The organism is Streptomyces sp. NPDC003300, from assembly GCF_040610915.1.
Taxonomy (GTDB): Bacteria; Actinomycetota; Actinomycetes; order Streptomycetales; family Streptomycetaceae; genus Actinacidiphila.
This window is the reverse complement of the sequence record NZ_JBEXNE010000010.1, coordinates 168,171-183,882: the sequence shown is the minus strand read 5'-3', so window position 1 is coordinate 183,882 and position 15,712 is coordinate 168,171. Positions and strand designations below refer to the sequence as shown.

The 15,712-nt window shown below is 73.8% G+C and carries 9 protein-coding genes; 2 read left to right on the top strand and 7 right to left on the bottom strand.

The features are described 5' to 3' along the window. Nucleotides 1-14 precede the first annotated feature (14 nt). Nucleotides 15-4,064 carry an AAA family ATPase gene (locus ABZX65_RS17470; protein WP_355339966.1) on the top strand — a complete coding sequence of 1,350 codons (4,050 nt, stop codon included), beginning with the start codon at nucleotides 15-17 and terminating at the stop codon, nucleotides 4,062-4,064. Between the two features lie 27 nt (nucleotides 4,065-4,091). Here the strand turns inward: ABZX65_RS17470 and cas6e are convergent, their stop codons facing one another. Genes cas6e through ABZX65_RS17445 form a run of 5 tightly spaced genes read right to left on the bottom strand, consistent with a single transcriptional unit; the run spans nucleotide 4,092 to nucleotide 9,196 of the window. Continuing rightward, nucleotides 4,092-4,811 carry a type I-E CRISPR-associated protein Cas6/Cse3/CasE gene (gene cas6e, locus ABZX65_RS17465; RefSeq protein WP_355339963.1) on the bottom strand — a complete coding sequence of 240 codons (720 nt, stop codon included), beginning with the start codon at nucleotides 4,809-4,811 and terminating at the stop codon, nucleotides 4,092-4,094. Beyond that, the gene (gene cas5e, locus ABZX65_RS17460; protein WP_355339960.1) at nucleotides 4,808-5,656 is read right to left on the bottom strand and encodes a type I-E CRISPR-associated protein Cas5/CasD; all 849 of its coding nucleotides are present in this window, start codon (nucleotides 5,654-5,656) and stop codon (nucleotides 4,808-4,810) included. The genes cas6e and cas5e overlap by 4 nt, the downstream gene beginning before the upstream one ends. Continuing rightward, nucleotides 5,653-7,080, bottom strand: a complete 1,428-nt coding sequence (locus ABZX65_RS17455; protein WP_355339957.1) for a type I-E CRISPR-associated protein Cas7/Cse4/CasC — start codon at nucleotides 7,078-7,080, stop codon at nucleotides 5,653-5,655. The genes cas5e and ABZX65_RS17455 overlap by 4 nt, the downstream gene beginning before the upstream one ends. Beyond that, a complete protein-coding gene (gene casB, locus ABZX65_RS17450) occupies nucleotides 7,077-7,688 on the bottom strand; it encodes a type I-E CRISPR-associated protein Cse2/CasB (protein WP_355339954.1) in 612 nt (203 codons plus the stop codon). The genes ABZX65_RS17455 and casB overlap by 4 nt, the downstream gene beginning before the upstream one ends. Continuing rightward, nucleotides 7,685-9,196: a type I-E CRISPR-associated protein Cse1/CasA gene (locus tag ABZX65_RS17445; protein WP_355339951.1), complete on the bottom strand. Its 1,512-nt coding sequence runs from the start codon at nucleotides 9,194-9,196 to the stop codon at nucleotides 7,685-7,687. The genes casB and ABZX65_RS17445 overlap by 4 nt, the downstream gene beginning before the upstream one ends. Nucleotides 9,197-9,346: 150 nt before the next feature. Between ABZX65_RS17445 and ABZX65_RS17440 the strand changes: the two genes are divergently transcribed. Further along, nucleotides 9,347-10,198, top strand: a complete 852-nt coding sequence (locus ABZX65_RS17440; protein WP_355339948.1) for an HD domain-containing protein — start codon at nucleotides 9,347-9,349, stop codon at nucleotides 10,196-10,198. 16 nt (nucleotides 10,199-10,214) lie between these two features. Here ABZX65_RS17440 and ABZX65_RS17435 read toward each other — a convergent pair whose 3' ends face one another. Both ABZX65_RS17435 and ABZX65_RS17430 read right to left on the bottom strand, forming a co-directional pair. Continuing rightward, nucleotides 10,215-14,747, bottom strand: a complete 4,533-nt coding sequence (locus tag ABZX65_RS17435) for an AAA family ATPase (RefSeq protein WP_355339945.1) — start codon at nucleotides 14,745-14,747, stop codon at nucleotides 10,215-10,217. Continuing rightward, complete coding sequence (locus ABZX65_RS17430) at nucleotides 14,744-15,610, bottom strand: hypothetical protein (RefSeq protein WP_355339942.1); 867 nt, start codon at nucleotides 15,608-15,610, stop codon at nucleotides 14,744-14,746. The genes ABZX65_RS17435 and ABZX65_RS17430 overlap by 4 nt, the downstream gene beginning before the upstream one ends. Nucleotides 15,611-15,712 lie beyond the last annotated feature (102 nt).

The following is a 15,712-nucleotide window of genomic DNA, read 5'->3' as shown; positions in this document are numbered from 1 at the left end:
CGGACGCCCGTTCGGTGGAACAGACCGCGACGGCGTCCGGCGACAGCCGGATCAACCAGGCGGGCGGCGATATCTACTACGCCGCACGCGACTTGTTCATGTACGGCGCCCGCGGCCGGACCGACCGGCGCGCCGACGGGCCCGCGGGCGACGACGACCGCTGCCCGTACCCCGGCCTGGCCCCCTTCGGCGTCGACCAGGCGCAGTGGTACTTCGGGCGCGATCCCCTGATCACCGAGGTCGTCGCGCAACTGGAGGCGGGCGGACCGCTGGCGGTGGTCGGCCCTTCGGGGTCGGGCAAGTCGTCGCTGCTCATGGCGGGTCTACGGCCCGCGCTGAGCGGCAACCGCTTTCCGGTGGAGGGTTCGCGGGACTGGCCGCAGCTCGTCCTGACGCCCACGGCGCACCCGCTCGCGGCACTGGCCGGACAGCTGGCCGCCGCGACCGGCGAAGAGGCCGCCGCCGTACAACAGGCGTTACGGACCGACCCCGGCGGCTACACCGACCGGCTCAGCGTCGCCCTGGCCGCGCGGGCCGGGGCGGCCGACGCACCGGCGCCCCGCCTCGTCGTGATCGTGGACCAGCTCGAAGAGCTGTTCACCCTCTGCACCGACGACACCGAGCGCCGCGCATTCATCGACGCCGTCAGCCGTATGGCGCAGGAGCCCGCGCCGGGCCCCGCGCCTGGCCCCGCGCCTGGCCCCGTGCCCCACGGGACGCCACCCCCGGTCCTGCTCGTCCTCGGCCTCCGCGCCGATTTCTACGGCCACGCCATCGCCCACCCGCGACTGCGCGCGGTGCTCAGGGGCCGCCAGGTCCTGGTCGGGCCGATGACCGAGGACGAGTTGCGCGCCGCGATCGTCGCTCCCGCCGAGGCGACCGGGCTGACGATGGAACCGGGCCTGGAGGAGCTGCTGTTGCGGGACCTCGGCGTCTTCCCCGACGACCCGACGGTCGGCGACCCCGACCCCGACGCGTGGTTCACCGCGGGCCGACTGCCGCTGCTGGCGCACGCGTTGCACATGACGTGGATACGGCGCAGCCGCAGTGCGCTGACCGTGGCGGACTACCAGGCCACCGGCGGAATCCGGCAGGCGATCTCCACGTCGGCCGAACGCGCCTACGCCGGACTGGACATGGCCGCCCGACAGGCGGCGGAGGCGCTGTTCCTGCGGCTCGTGCGCATCGGGCACGGCGCCGAGGACACCCGGCGGCGCGCGTCACTGGGCGAGTTGGCCACCGACGGCTCCGCGGCCTCGGCGACGGCCGCCGCGCTGACCGCGTTCAGCCGGGCACGGCTGCTCACCCTGGACGGCGCCCCGGAAGGCGGCGAGCCGCACGGCGACGGGCCGCACGGCGACGGGCCCGAGGACGAGAGCCGCGCCGCGGCCCGCGTCAGCGTCCAGATCACCCACGAGGCGCTGATCCGCGCGTGGCCCCGCCTGCGCCGCTGGATCGACCGCGGCCGGGCGGACATCCTGGTGCGCCAGGAGCTGGAGGAGGCGGCACGGGCGTGGAGCGAGCACGGCGGCTCCGACAACGCCCTGCTGTTCCGGGGCAGTCGGCTGGAGCGCGCGACCACCGCTGCGACCTCCGCCCCCGACCATCTGAGCCCGGCGGCACGAAACTTTCTCGCCGCCTCGACCCAACAGGCCGCGCGGGCCGCGCGATTACGGCGCAATGTCATCGCCGTGCTCACCGCCCTGGTGCTGATCGCCTCCGGCACCGCCGTCTTCGCCTTCCAGCAGCGCGCGACCGCGCAGACGCAGCGGGACACCGCGCGCAAGGAGCGGGACACCGCCATCGCGGGCCAGGTCGCGATCGAGGCCGACCGCGTCCGCACCAGCGACCCGTCGCTCGCCGCCCTGCTCGACCTGGCCTCGTACCGGATGCGGCCGGACGACGACAAGTACACCAACCTCCTGTCCTGGGCGAACGGCCCGCTGGCGGCCCTGGTGCCGGGGGCGACGGGCGCGCCGGCCTTCAGCGGGGACGGCAGGCGGATGGCGACCAGGGCCGCGGACGGCTCGGTGACGGTGTGGGACAGCCGCGACCCGTCGCACCCGCGCCGCGTCGGGCGGGCCGTACCGGGCCTGAAGAGCGCCGCCGACGTGCGGTTGAGCCGGGACGGGCGACGGCTGGCGGTGTACGCGCCGCTCGCCCGCGACGCGACCGAGGGCTCGGACGGGACGACGGCCGACAGCTCCGCCCCGCACCCCGTACTCGACCTGTGGGACGTGTCCGACCCGGCGCACTTCCGCCGCACCGGCAGCATGACGGGCACCGAGGACACCCGCATGGTCGCGTTCACCCCGGACGGACGGGAGTTCATCACCGCCGACGTGGGCGTCAACGGCGGGACCACGACGCTGTGGAACCTCACCGACCCCGCCCACCCGAAGCCCGGCGCCGAACGGCCGGGCGCGGCCGTCGCGTTGAGCCACGACGGACGCACCCTCGCGGTGTGGGAGGACGGCAACACCCTGCAACTCGTCGACGTCTCCGCGCCCGGCCGCTTCGAGGAACTGCTGCCGCAGGGCCTGCAAGTGGGCGCCACACTGACGCCCGACGTCGCCTTCTCCGCGGACGGCCGATGGCTGGCCACCGCGGGCGACCCCGGCGGCAACGGGGAGCCGAGCACCCTGTCCCCGGAGACGCTGCGCGTCTGGGACCTGACCGTCCGGACCCGGCCCGCCCTGCACAACGAGCACCAACTCCCGCGCGGGGCGGCTCTGTCCATGGCCATGCGGCCGGACGGCCAGGTGCTCGCGACCGCAGGGGACGACCGTACGGTCACGCTCTGGCGCGTCGCCGACACCGGCCTGGCGTCGTCCTCGCTGGAGGAGGAGTTCCCGCATCCGCTCGTCGCGATGTACGCGCCGCTGGGCGGACACACCGAGACCGTGGACGCCTTGGCGTTCTCCCCGGACGGGTCCGCCCTGGCCAGCGGCGACGGCTCCACCGTCCGGGTGTGGGACCTTCCGCCCGCGGTCGCGACCCCGGGCGGCGCCGTCGACTCGATCACCGTCCTGCCCGGCGACAGGACGCTCGTCGCCGGAGTCGACGACAACTCCTCCGTCCCGCACTCCGCCGTCGGGCTGTGGAATCTGACGAACGCCCGCGGTCCGACGCCGACCGGCCGGCCGACGCCCGGACCCGACGGCCGGACCTCGGTCTTCGCCGTCAGCCCCGACGGGCGCACCCTGGCGACGGCCGTGGGCGACATGGACGTCGCCGCGGACGGGACCACGATCGCGCTGTGGAGCCTCGCCGACCCGGCCCGCCCCGCGCCGCTGGGCGAGCCCTTCGGCGAGCCCTCCGGAGCGTCGATCCGCAAGCTGTCGTTCACGGCGGACGGCAAGCGCCTGTGGTCCACCACCGCGCTCCACAGCAGCCTCTGGGACATCTCGGGCCCGGCCGGCCCCCGCCCCCTGGTCGCCGACTCACCGCTCCGGGGGAACCTGCTGGCCCTCGGCGCCGACGGGCGCCTCACCCTGACCGAGAACACCCCCGAGCCGTACCAGCTCTGGGACACCCGCGACGCCACCCGCCCGGCCGCGCTCGCCGCCATCCCCACCAGCGCCTACGGGGACTCCCGCTACGGCGCGTCGGCCGCCGCCTTCTCCGCCGACGGCCGCACGCTCGCCCTCTCCCACGACCGCACCCTGCGCCTGTGGGACGTCTCCGACCCGCACAGGCCCGCCGCCCTCGGCGGCCCGATGACCGGACACGGCGACCGGATCGAGTCCCTGGCCTTCGTCCCCCACACCTCGCTGCTGGCCAGCGCGAGCGCCGACAACACCGTCCGCCTCTGGGACGTCTCCGACCTCCACCACCCCGCGCCCAAGGGCCGCCCCCTGCCCGCCCCCGGCGCGGGCCCCCTCGCCCCCACCCACGACGGCCGCACCCTCATCACCTCCTCCGTCGCGGGCACCCTCCGCCTCTGGCCCCTCGCCCCCGACACCGCCGCGGCCCGCGTCTGCGCCGCCACCGCCAACGTCCTCACCGACGCGGTGTGGACCGCCCACTTCCCCGGCATTCCCTACCAACGGCCGTGCTCGTAAGGTCCGTTGGCCCGACCTTCGGTGCGCTCACCGCGTCAGCAGCAGCCCGCAGCCGTACGCGCGCGCGTGGCCGATGCCTTGGGTCATCGCGTCGACCAGGGCGGCCGGGTCGGTGACGGTCAGGGTGCCGCGGATCTCCGCGCGGGCGATGCGAAGGCCCTTGTGGGGGGCGGGACTTGTGACCGTGGGAAGCATGCGGACGGTCAGGGACTCCTCCTCGGCGGTGGCGCCGATCCGGGCGACGCCGTCGGGGGCCCTGCGGGGTTCGCCCGGCTGCTGGAACCGCCGGGCGAACCAGTGCCGTACGTGGTCGGGCCGGGTGTGGGCGGTGCGTTGACCTCGGCGGCGCTCGGGGGTGGGCGGCCCGGCCGGACGACTCTGAGTGGGGTTGACGACGATGCGGAAGGTCAGGGAGTCCCCGGCGCGGATGGTGCGGTCGACGGTGATCACCCGCGGTGTCCCGGTGAGCGCGTCGCGGGGCACGCCCGCCCAGTCCCCCGGGACCCTGGACTGCACCACCAGCACGAGCGCCCCTGCCTTGAGATCGACGGACCAGGTCGACAACACCCCTGTCTGGGCGCGGGCGTCGGGGTCGCCGTCCGCGACCCAGCCGCGGAAGCCGCTCATCACGGTGCGGTGCATGTCCTGGGCGTCCACCAGCGACTTGGCGGTGTACGGGTGCCGGGCGTCCATGGTCAGGACGCTGTGCGTGGCGACGAATCGGGCGGCGGCGGGCGGATTGGTCACGGGATGACGTCCCATTCGGTGGCGTTCTCGTCGATGGTGACGCGGGTACGGGTCTCCCACCGCGTGGTGTGCGCGCGACGGTCCGCGTCGAAGGTGACCGGCTGGTCCTGTACGGGAGTCGCCGTACCGTCCGGGTCCACCGCCTCGATCCATGCCCACGGCCGCGGCGACGGCGGCGCCCCGACGCCCTGCGAAGGCAGCAGCGCGACGGACGCGAAGGCCTCCTCGACGGTCCCGGCGAGCAGCGGCCCGGCCAGTGTGCCGGACGGCGGGCACGACTTGCGGCCCAGCCACAGCAGGCGTTCCGGGCTCTCCAGCGCCGTCGCGACCGTCGCGAGGAAGGCTCGGTCGTGATGCTGGAGCGCGGCCACGAAAGCGGCGTCCGACACGTACCAGCGCTCGGTGATGAGCGCGCCCCGGGAGAGCTGCCGGGAGACCAGGGCACCCGATGACGGATCGGTGGTGACGTATTTCGGCGCCCCGTACCAGTCGGCGAGTTCGTGGTGGCCGAAGGCGGTGCCCCCGGCCTCCGCCATGGAGGGCGACAGCGCGGCGGCCCTGCGGTGGTCGGTGATGACGTCCCGCGGGCGGACGGGATACCGGCCGGATCCGACGACGTGGTAGTCGCGTACCGGGGTGCCGGGGTGATCGGCGCGGACGCCGAACCGGACGGCGTGGAACTCGCCCAGGTCGTCGGCGCGTTCGTGGCCGAGGGCCGCGGCGCACAGACCGATCACGCCGGACTTCGTGGGGCGGCTGTGGGTGTCACGCCGGGAGAACCAGGAGACCACTCCCCAGGACTGGAGCGGAGCCGCGAGGCGGATGAGCAGGACGTGGAGGCTCACCCCGGCAGCTCCGCCGACTGCGACTGCGCCGACGACTCCGTCAGCTCCGTCAGCTCCGTCAGCTCCGTCAGCTCCGTCAGCTTCTCGACGGAGTCGACATCCGTGACGCCCAGTTCCTGGAGCACGGCGTGCACGGCCGGGTCGTACGTGAGGACGCGGCCCGCCGTGATGTCGTCGCGCCGCCGGAGGACGAACGCGTGGTGGGCGAGGAGGCGGCGTACGGCCAGTTCCCCGGCGGGCCCGCCCTCGGCGAGTTCGTCGACAGGCCGCTGGAAGGCCGACGCGTAGTTGAACGGCCGGTCGCCGTCGAAGGCGAGCACCAGGGCGGGCAACGACCCGGTGGACGCGGTCGAGTTCTTCTTGGCCTGCGGGAAGGCGTTGACGAAGGCGCTGACGAACTCCGCTTCCGCGGCGACGGACGCGGTCTCCGCGTCCTGCTCCGACATGCCCGCCGCGCGCAGGTTCTGCCGCAGTCTGCGCCGGTCGAGGACGGCGTGCCGGTAGAACGTGCCCGAGATCAGCGACTGGTAGCCGGTCATGCCCGCCCCCGAGTCGTCCGCCGAGTCGAGGAAGTCGAGCGCGTTGCTCTTGCGGGCGAGCTTGGCGTCGTCGGCAGCGGCGTAGAAGTCGTCGGTCAACTCGGCTTCGTGGACGGTGAAGGCGTGGCCGCTCTGGATCGCGCCGTCGACGTTCGGCGAGTCCGGGATCTCGGCCAGGAAGCGGCCGTAGAGCGCGATGTCGATCGCGTCGCGGGGGGCCAGCGCGGTCAGGACCGCGGTCCTGGTGGCCTTGGGAAGCGCGGGCAGCTTGCCTCCGGCGGCGCCCGCCTCGTCAGGAGCCGTCCCGTCCGTGCCCGCTTCGTCCGCGCCCGCCTCCTCCGGCTGACCGCTCCCGCGCCGTCCCTTGGGCTTCTTGGCCGCTGCCGCCTGAGACTGGGCGAGGTACCGCTCCGCCCACGCGCCGACCGCCGCCCGGTCGGTGTGGATGTGGTCGGCGATCCGGTCACCCGCGTCAGCGGGCGCGAAGAGCAGCACCTTGGTCAGGTCGGCGACCGTGGGCTTGGCGGGATCGCCGAAGTTGAGGCCGACGGCCTGGAGGACGGCCCGCGCCGTGGGCAGCGCCTCCTCCCTCGTCCAGCCGTGCCGGGACTCCAGGGCTCGGGCGGTCACCAGGGCCCATTCGCGGGTACGGACGCCCATGGCGTGCCCGGCGAGCGGCCCTTCCTGGGCGTTCGCCCGGTCGCGGGAGTACACCCGCTCGGCGCGGCGGCGCGCCTGACTGGTGATCATGTGCCGTTCCACACCGCCGTAGACGATCGACTTGGGCGCGCCGTTCTCGTCCCTGACGGGGAGGACCGCGACCAGCGTCTCCAGCAGGTGCAGGGAGAGGAATTGGCGCCCGGTGAGGGCGACGGGGTTACTCACGTGGGCAGTTCCTTCGTCGTGACGGTCCTGGTGGTTCTGCTGCTCCTGGCGGCGGTGCCGGGCGACGGCGCGTGGAAGTCGACGGCCCAGTGGTACCGGATACGGGCCTGCCGGTCGGACCAGCGGGCGAGGTCGTCCGCGAGCTGTGCCCAGGACGGCGGCGGCTTGCCGCACGAGCGCAGCCGGGCGACGGTGTGCTGAAGGTGCCGCAGAGGGGGCCGGCGGCTGGAGACGACGCGGTCCATCAGCCTGCCGGCGCCCGCGTCGTCCGGCCCGTACCCGAGGCTGGTGCCGATCCTGCGGGCCGCGGTGCCCAGGCTCCCGTATCCCCACGACGGTTCGACGGCGCCCCGGTGGTAGACGGCGAAGAGGAAGGCCACCTGCTCGAACACCGCGCGGCGCGACGGGTCGAACCAGCCCGCCTCGATGTGGGCGTTCTGGCTGACCGTGGGGCGGCGCAGTTCGGCGAGCGTGCCGTTGTCGCGGCTCCGCACCAGGCCGACCAGCCAGCGGGTGAGCTGTTCGCTCCGCGCGCGGTCGCGCGCCTCCGTACCGGCGGCGCGCTCGGCGCCGTCGCGGTACGCGGTGCCCGGTATGTCCGCGGTCACTCGCGGTCCTCCTTCAGTTCGTCGGGGGCGGTGCGTCCGGTCAGGCCACTCTCCAGGCACCGGACCGCCTGCGCCCGTGCCCGCATCCCGCGCGAGTTGGCGGGCAGCGAGTCGAGCCGGTTGCCCAGGAACCGCCGTGCGCAGTCCGCGAGTTCGGCCGCGTAGGCGACGAGCGCCGCGTCGACCCGCTCCTCGGTCCCGGCCGCCGTCGTCTCGTCCAGCAGCGTGTGGAAGGGCTCGGCCGTGTGGGCCCAGTGCTCCGGCCGCGCGTCGAACCGGGCGATCTGACGGTCCTTGTCGCCCGGTTTCGGGTTGGGGTACGTCACCGTCCAGGCGACGTAGGCCGCTTTGAAGAGCCAGGCCGCCACATGGTCGGCGATGAGCGAACCCCGCTCGGCCGCGTATCTCATGTCCCGCTCGCGGCCCGGCACGAAGGGGAACGTGTCCGACACCCAGGTGATGACCGTGGTCTGCTTCGCTATCAACCCGACGGCCCAGAGGCTGAGTCGACGGCCCCGCAGCAGGGCGAGGCGGTCGTAGAGGTCGGGTCCGTGCGTCCGGTCGGCGACGGCCGCGTACAGGGCGTGCGCCTCGCGCCACAACGCCTTGGTCGCGGAGGGCCGCAGCGGCTTGGCGTCGGCGCTCCCCGCGCCCTCCCCGTCGTAGACCGCGTCCTGCGTGCGGTGGTGGGCCAGTGGTTCGAGGAGTTCACCGGCCGCCATCAGGACGCGGTCGACAGCGGGAGTCCCGTCCTCGGTGACGGTCGGCCGCAGGAGGACCGAGCGTCCCAGAACGGTGTTCAGGTCGGCCGGTCCGTCGACCCGCCGCCCCGACGGCTTGGTCAGGAAGCCCCGCCGGGGCTCCGGCGCCACCGTCCAGGTCCGGTTGAAGCGGCCGGGGTCCTCGGCGGTCGGCACGAGATTGAGCCGCAGGGTGTCGCCGAGCGTCGTCCCCAGCGCGACGACCCGGATACGGGTGCTGAGGCGTCCTGCGGCCAGGTTGGTGAGCGTGGGACCGAGGGTTTCCTTGCCGGGCATACGGGCCCGGCCGCCGGGTCCGTACGCGTGCTGGGTGAGCATCGCGCGGAAGGCGGCGTCGGCGGGGAGCGGAGTGGGGTGTTCGAGGTGGTGGTGGTCGAAGAACTGGTTGTAGTCCCCCGCGTGCTCGATCACCAACTGGGCCGGTCCCGCGCCGTGTTCGTCGAGGTACGGGGCGAGGAGGGCGTTCTGCCCCAGCGGTTCTGTCGGGTGGAAGAGGTCCCAGTGCTCGTCGGGGCGGCCGTCCAGCCAGTCGGCGGCCCCGGTCAGCGGCGTGCCGTCGCGGACCCAGCCGAGCCACTCGTCACGGGTCGTCGGGCAGCGGGTGGAGGCGTAGCAGACGGCGAGGAGGTACTCCAGCAGGGCGACGGTCTCCCCTGCGGTCTTCGCCGAGACGGCGCGCAGACCGTCCGCGTGCCGCAGTGCGTGGACGAGGGTGACGCGAGTGCCGTGCCCCCGGGCGGTCAGCACCGGTACGCACGCCTGCCTTCTGGGGTCCCAGCGAGGACGTGACGGCCCCGGGGACGGTCGTAATTCGGCCAACGACACCTGATCCGTGCTCCGCTCTCCGCTGTGTCTGATGAGATGCGGCAGGACGCTAGCACGCTGAATGAGGGCAACGTGGGCCAACCAGGAGAACTCAACAACATTGCACATCAATGGTGTTGGGGCACGGTCGATCTCTCGGAGCCGCACGGGTGGAATCCGCTCGTCGCCGAACTGGCCACCGCGGCCTGCGTGATGCTCGAACTCTGGGACCGGGTACTGAGCGAGCGCCAACGGGCCGAGCTCACGGACGCGTTCGCGGCCGACGACGCGCGGAGCGCCCGTACGGCCGCCGCCTTCCTGGCGGGGGTGAGCCGCCTCGGTCACGCCAACCCTTCACGGATGACCTCGTTCGGCGCGGGGCAGCGGCCCTCGGCGGCCCTCGACGCGGCGCGCGCGGCCTGGCGGACCCGGGCCCTGGAGGCGGGACTTCCCCTGCCGCCTCCCGGGGCCCCGAGCCGCCGGGCCGATCCGGAACACGTCACGGCGGCGGTGCTGCCCCGGCTGACCGGCTGCGACTGCGCCGATCACGTCGACGGCGAGCAGTGCCGCGACCGCGACCACCAGGGCCTGTACGTGGCCGCGTACGCGCTGAACCGGCACGGCGCCGACGTCCTGCACTCCGACACCGTCGCCAAGGCGTACCGGGCGACCGGCGGACCCGCCTGGGACACGGTCAGGTGCGCGCTGGCGGACGACGTCGCCCGCGATGCGGGCCTCGGCCCGCGGACGGAGCTGGCGCGGCTGATCCGGCCGGCCGATCCCGTGCGCCTGACGGCTTTCGGCCGTCTGGTCTCGCAGAGCAACGCCCTTGCGCTCAGCGACACTTGCGGCGGCTTCGGGTCGCCCCACGACAGTCGGGAGGTGCTGTCGGAGCGGGCCCGGCGCCGCGCGCGCGAGGCGGTCGCCCGTATGCGGGTGGCCTGAACGGCACGTGCTGCGACTACCCCTCGGGCCGCGCCGCGCTCGGCGTCACCGCGCCGATTCCGGCCGGGCCGCCGAAGACGATCACGGGCTGGCGAGGGGCCGGGCTGTCGGTGGACGGCACGACGCCGAGGGACGTCAGGGCCGCCGCGGTGACCAGGCGCGTGACCTCTTCCCCGGCGGCCGGGTCCCAGAGCCGCACGGTCGTGTCCGTGTGGCCGGTGCTCACCAGCAGGCGGCGGGAGCCGGGCGACCGTACGGCGTGGAGGGCGGATACGGGACCGTCGTGCCGGGTCGGCAGCGTGAACGGTTCCCGCTCCGGATCACCCGTCCACAGCCGTACGCAGCCGTCGGAACCACCGGCCGCCAGCAGCAACTCCCCTTCCCCGTATGTCGGAAGGACCGCCAGGGACTCCACGGTGCCGATGTCTCCCGGCCATTCGGCGTGCGGTTCGCTGAACGGGCGGCACAGGCGCACGCCGCCGTCCTCGGAGGCCAGGGCGAGGACGCCGCCCGACAGCAGCGGCACGTACGTCAACGCGTGGACGGACCCGGTGTCTTCGCCGATGTGGAGCCACCCCAGCACCTGTCCGTTCGCCGGGTCGCAGTACACGACCGACCCATGGCGCGTCCCCACGGCCAGCACGGTCCGCCCGCTGTCGGCGAAGGCGGCGAAGGCGGTGGCGTGGTCGTCCCCGAAGATCCACGCGTTCATCATGCGCCAACGGCCCTCGCTCCAGACGCCGATGGCACCGTCCGGCAGCCCGGCGAAGACCATCGGGGAACCGCCGGGCGGCGCGTGGACGGCCAGGGCCGTCACCGGACCGTCAAGTCCCGTTCGGGGAAGGTCGATCAACCGGATGACCGCCCCCGTGGCCGCCGATCTCACGGTCAGGTTCCGGTCCGGGCCGACCTCGACGGTCTCGGGAGCGTCGCCGGGGCCGGGCAGTACCGCGAGGAGTGTCCCGTCGGCGCGCCGGACGGACCGCGCGAACCGCTCCGGGTGCCGCGCCCACGCCTCGGGGTTCCACACGCGCACGGTCCGGTCAGCGGAGGCGGAGACCAGAAGCGGCACGCCGTCCCGACCGGGCACGACGGCCAGGCCCGTCACCCCGTCCGTGTGGTCGGCGGGGAACCGGCGTGCCTCCTCCCCCGTCTCGGGATTCCACAGGTGGACGGCGCCGTCGTCGGTGCCGAGCGCGAGCAGCGGCTCCGAGCCGGCGCGGAGGTACGGCGCGAGCACGGTCGCGGAGCGCCTGACCGTGCGGTCCCCGAATCCGGCGCCGGTCAGCGCGTCCCACAAGCCGACCGTCCCGCGCGTCCGGGAGGCCAGTGCCAGGAAGGGGCTCTCGCCCGTCCGGTCCCCGATCAGGGCCAGCGCGGCGATCTCGTCGTCATCCACCCGCACGGTGCACACCGGGCGGGTGGGGAAGCCCTGCGCGGCGGCCTGGACGATCTCGACGCGGCCCGCCCGTTGAACGGCCAGGAGTGTGGTGCCATCGGTGAGCGCCAAGGCCGCGAGCCCGAGCACCGAGGTCAACGAGTCGTCCCCGTACGCCCATTCGCCGCCGCGCGGCCCTCCGGTGAGCGGATCGCACAGCACGAGCCCCCTGGCCGTACCGATCGCCAGTCGGGGCGACCCGTACACGTCGCTGAAGGACACCATGGCCTGGACGGCCGAGGTGACCGGAAGTTGTCGCGTGCTGCCGCTCAACGGGTCACAGATCCAGACGCCTTCATCGCAGCCGACCGCCAATTGCACCTCGGCTGATGGCTCTTCGGCATCGCTCACGACGGTCAGCGCCCGCGCGAAGCGGCCGTGTCCCGGGATCGGCGGACCGACCGGGGTCACCGTGGCCGGGTCCCAGACCCGTATGGCCCCGTCGGCGTCGCCCACGGCGATCAGCGGTGTCCCGTCCCGGAGGGTGAAGGACACCAGGGAGCAGAGGTCCGCGTCCTGCCTCGCCAAGACGTTGCCCGGCACCGCGAGGTGGTTCCACACTGGCACGAGACGGCCGGCGGCCGGGCCGCCGCTGTCCCGTACCGCCGCCGGTTCCCTGCCCTCCAGCAGGGAGAAGCGCAGGCTGTCCGCGCGCGCGAGCGGAGGCGCGTCGGCCAGGAACGGCTCGATCCGTGCCCACGCGAACAGCCGCTCGGTGTCCGGGGCGTGCTCCGCGAGCAGCCCGAGAGCGCCCCGTACGTTCCCGCTCGTCTCGTGCGGCAGAAAGCCGTCGGTGACGACCCGGTCGTTCAGTACGCCTCCGGCCGCCGCGTGTTGCACCAGGTGGCGGCACACGTACGGGTACGGCAGCCCGGTCTTCCGCGCGTGAAGTGCGCTGAAGGCGGTGGCCAGTTGGCGGTGGGCCGCCCTGACGCCCGCCTCCGCCTCCTCGGACGTGCCGGGTTCCGCTTCCCCGGAGAGCAGCAGTCGCGGGTCCCCGCGCAGCACCTCGCTGATGCGCTCGTGGACCGGCCGGTAGACGTACTTGCCGTCCTCCACCCCCTTGGCCAGATATCCCTGGAGCGGACCTTCCTGCACCCGCCTGACCAGCGCCTCGGGCGCCGCGACCTCGCCTCGCGCCAACGCCTGTACGGCGCACGGCCACACCTCGCCCCACGGAAGGCCCTCCCCTTGGGCGAACGCGGTCGCGCGCAGGACGTGCACGGCGGACCGGGCCGGTACGCCCGTGGCGCGCTCGACCGCCCTGAGATCCTGTCGCAGCAGCTCCTGGGTGCCCCGGCGCAGACCGCGCCGCCAGTCGGCGTCGTCGGGGCGGGGCAGCCGGTCCGGTGCCGCGAGCAGGGCTTCGGCGGCGAGGCGCGCGTCCAGGAAGGAGGGCGTCACTTCCTCCGCGACCGCGAGGGCGAGCCGTTCCAGGGCGCGGGGGTCCGGAGCCCGGCGGTCCGGAGCGCGGCGGTCCGGAGCCCGGCGGTCCGGAGCGCGGGGGGCCGGGGGTGCCGAGGGGCCGGGACCTGTGGTGAACCGGGCCTTCAACAGCGCGCCCACGTACGCCGCGATGTCCTCGACGGTGTCGGCGTCGGTGTCCGTCCGCAGCGGTTCCCCGGCGTCCGTGGACCGAACGAGCAGACTCAGCAGATCAGCCGACCGGTCCACCAGCGGCCGGGGGCCGTCGCCGCCCGTGTCGGGGCGCGCGCTGCGCACGCCCAAGAGCAGTCGTACAGCGGGCAGTTCGTCGTCGGTCCACTGATGCGCCAGGCGGCGGACGAGGTCGGTGACGATCCTCGCGGGGTGCTTGGCCTCGTCGATGCCGTCGATGACGATCGTCAGCGGACGGCCCTCCCGACGGGCGGTGACCAGTACGTGATCCAGCAGGTCGTCCAGGACGCCGACCCCCGAAACCCCGGTCGGCACCGTGCCGGTGAGCGCCGCGTAGAGCGCCGCCGCCACCTCGTCGGCGTCCGCGTTCCGCGCGAGCACCGCCGCGTCGACCGCCCCCACGGGCACCAGGAGGCCGGGCGGAATGTCCTCGATGAGGGGCGCGTACGCCGGGTCCGCCCGGAACCCCGGGTCGCTGAGCGTCACGGCCCGGGCGAGCAGCGCGGACTTCCCCGATCCGGCCTCTCCGGTGACGACGAGCGTGCTCGCGTCTCCCGTCAGGAACCGGTTCAAGCGCCGTACGAGCCCGCTTCTGCCCGTGAAGTGCCAGCCGGGGCCGCCGTCCGACGGCCGGCCGGAGGCGCGGGAGAGCCAGTACGCGTCGAGGTCGGCGGCGCTCCAGGCGACGGCGCCGCGCGCGGGGCCGACGACGACGCGTTCGGGCGCGTAACCGGGGTTCGGGAGGCAGGGGCTGAGGTCCTGATGGTCGTCGCTGCTGATCAGCGCGTAGTTGGGCCAGAGGAACTGCACATCGAGCGAGACATCCCGCTTGCGCAGAACGCGCATCGCTTCGAAGAACTCCGCGAAGCTGAGGTGCGCGTTCGCGAACCCCGCCTCTTTTTCCTTGAAGTACGCGGAGACGGCTTGCAGGAGGCGCGTGAACTGCTGCGGACGCGGGGTCCCCGTCTCGTTGGCGGACGAGATGACCACGAGGGAGTTCAGGTTCCGCCGTGCGCTGTTCAAGGCTTCGAGCCGGCGTTGCAGGTCTTTGCGGAGGACACCGGAGTAGCAGGAGTCGACCATCACCAGGATGTGGTCGGAGTCGGAGTCCAGGACGCGCGCGATCAGGTCGCCGGTCTGGAACGCGGTCGCCGGGAGACGTCTCTCGTCGGAGTCGCGCAGCAGGAGGAAGTGGTCGTGCGACGGTCGGGTGACCCCGTGGCCGGTGACGTAGACCACGAGCGCGTGATCGTGGGCGGCCTCCTCCGGCCGCGCGTCGTCCAGGAATTCGCGCAGGTCGTAAACCGTGTCGAGCCGTTTCGGGCCGCGCCGTTCGAAGCGGCTCTCACTCGGCGGTCTCTCGGCCCACCACTCCCGTACGACGGCGACTTGGGCGGCGATCCCTTCACGGAATTCGGGGTCGTCGTCCCGCTCCGATTCGGCGATCTCGATCAGCGATCGCCGGGCCGTTCGCGGAGCCGCGCCCCGGTTCACCGGCAGCCGTCCGCGATCACGCGTGCCACGGGGCCGGATTGGAGGTAGCGGGCGGCGCTGTGCGGGTCTCCGATGCCGTTGTTCACCCTTTCGTCGGTGATCCCGGGCCCCAGACCACCGAGTCCGCCGCCGCCGGTGACCACGTCCCCCGGGTCGAAGACATTGACCCACCCCGTACCGGCGGGCAGCCCCATGGGCTCACCGTCGGCGATGCCCAGTCCGCGCCGTACCGAGGGAACGGCCAAGGGGGAGCCGCACGTCAGGAGCGTACGCACCCCGGACGCGCGGTCGGGTGCGATCTCCTCCCGGCGCAGCAGGTCGTAGGCGATCACGCTGCCCAGCGAGTGCCCCACGACCACGGCGGTGTCCGCGTCGAACGCTTCCGCGACCAGGGCCCGGACCCGGGCCGCGAGACCGGGCTCGTACAGGTAGAAGCGCACCTCGCGCATCGCGCTCACGAAGAGCCTGCCGCCGCCTCGGGGGAAGCGCAGGTCGTACGCCATCACCAGGCGGGTGAGGCGCGCGGGCCAGAGCTGCGGCGGCCCGAGCGTCTGCGACTCCGACTCCCCGATCCGGTCGAGGTCTTCGCGGGGAACGACGTCCTCCAGCGCCCGGGTGACGAAGTCGGCCTCGCCGTCGCCCAGGGGGACTTCGCTGTCGAAGGGATCGTCGTCCGGGCCGAGGTGCTTGCCCGGACGGGCCAGGAGCCGTGTCCAGTGCGGCAGTTCGAGGGTGCCGGGCGGCAGTGTGGGCGCGCCCGCCGCGCCGAGGCCACGGTCGAGCGCCCCCGACCAGTCGCGCGTCAGCTGCTCCTTGGACGTCCTGGACTGCCCGATCCCGTGCACCCCGACGATGCGCTTCACGCCCGTGACCCCCGCCCCAGTGCCTCTCGGTCAGGCGACGAGCGTAGTGCGGGGAGCGCCCTCGGGGAGGGCCGTCGCTGTCGCACCACGCGATGCTGCGCC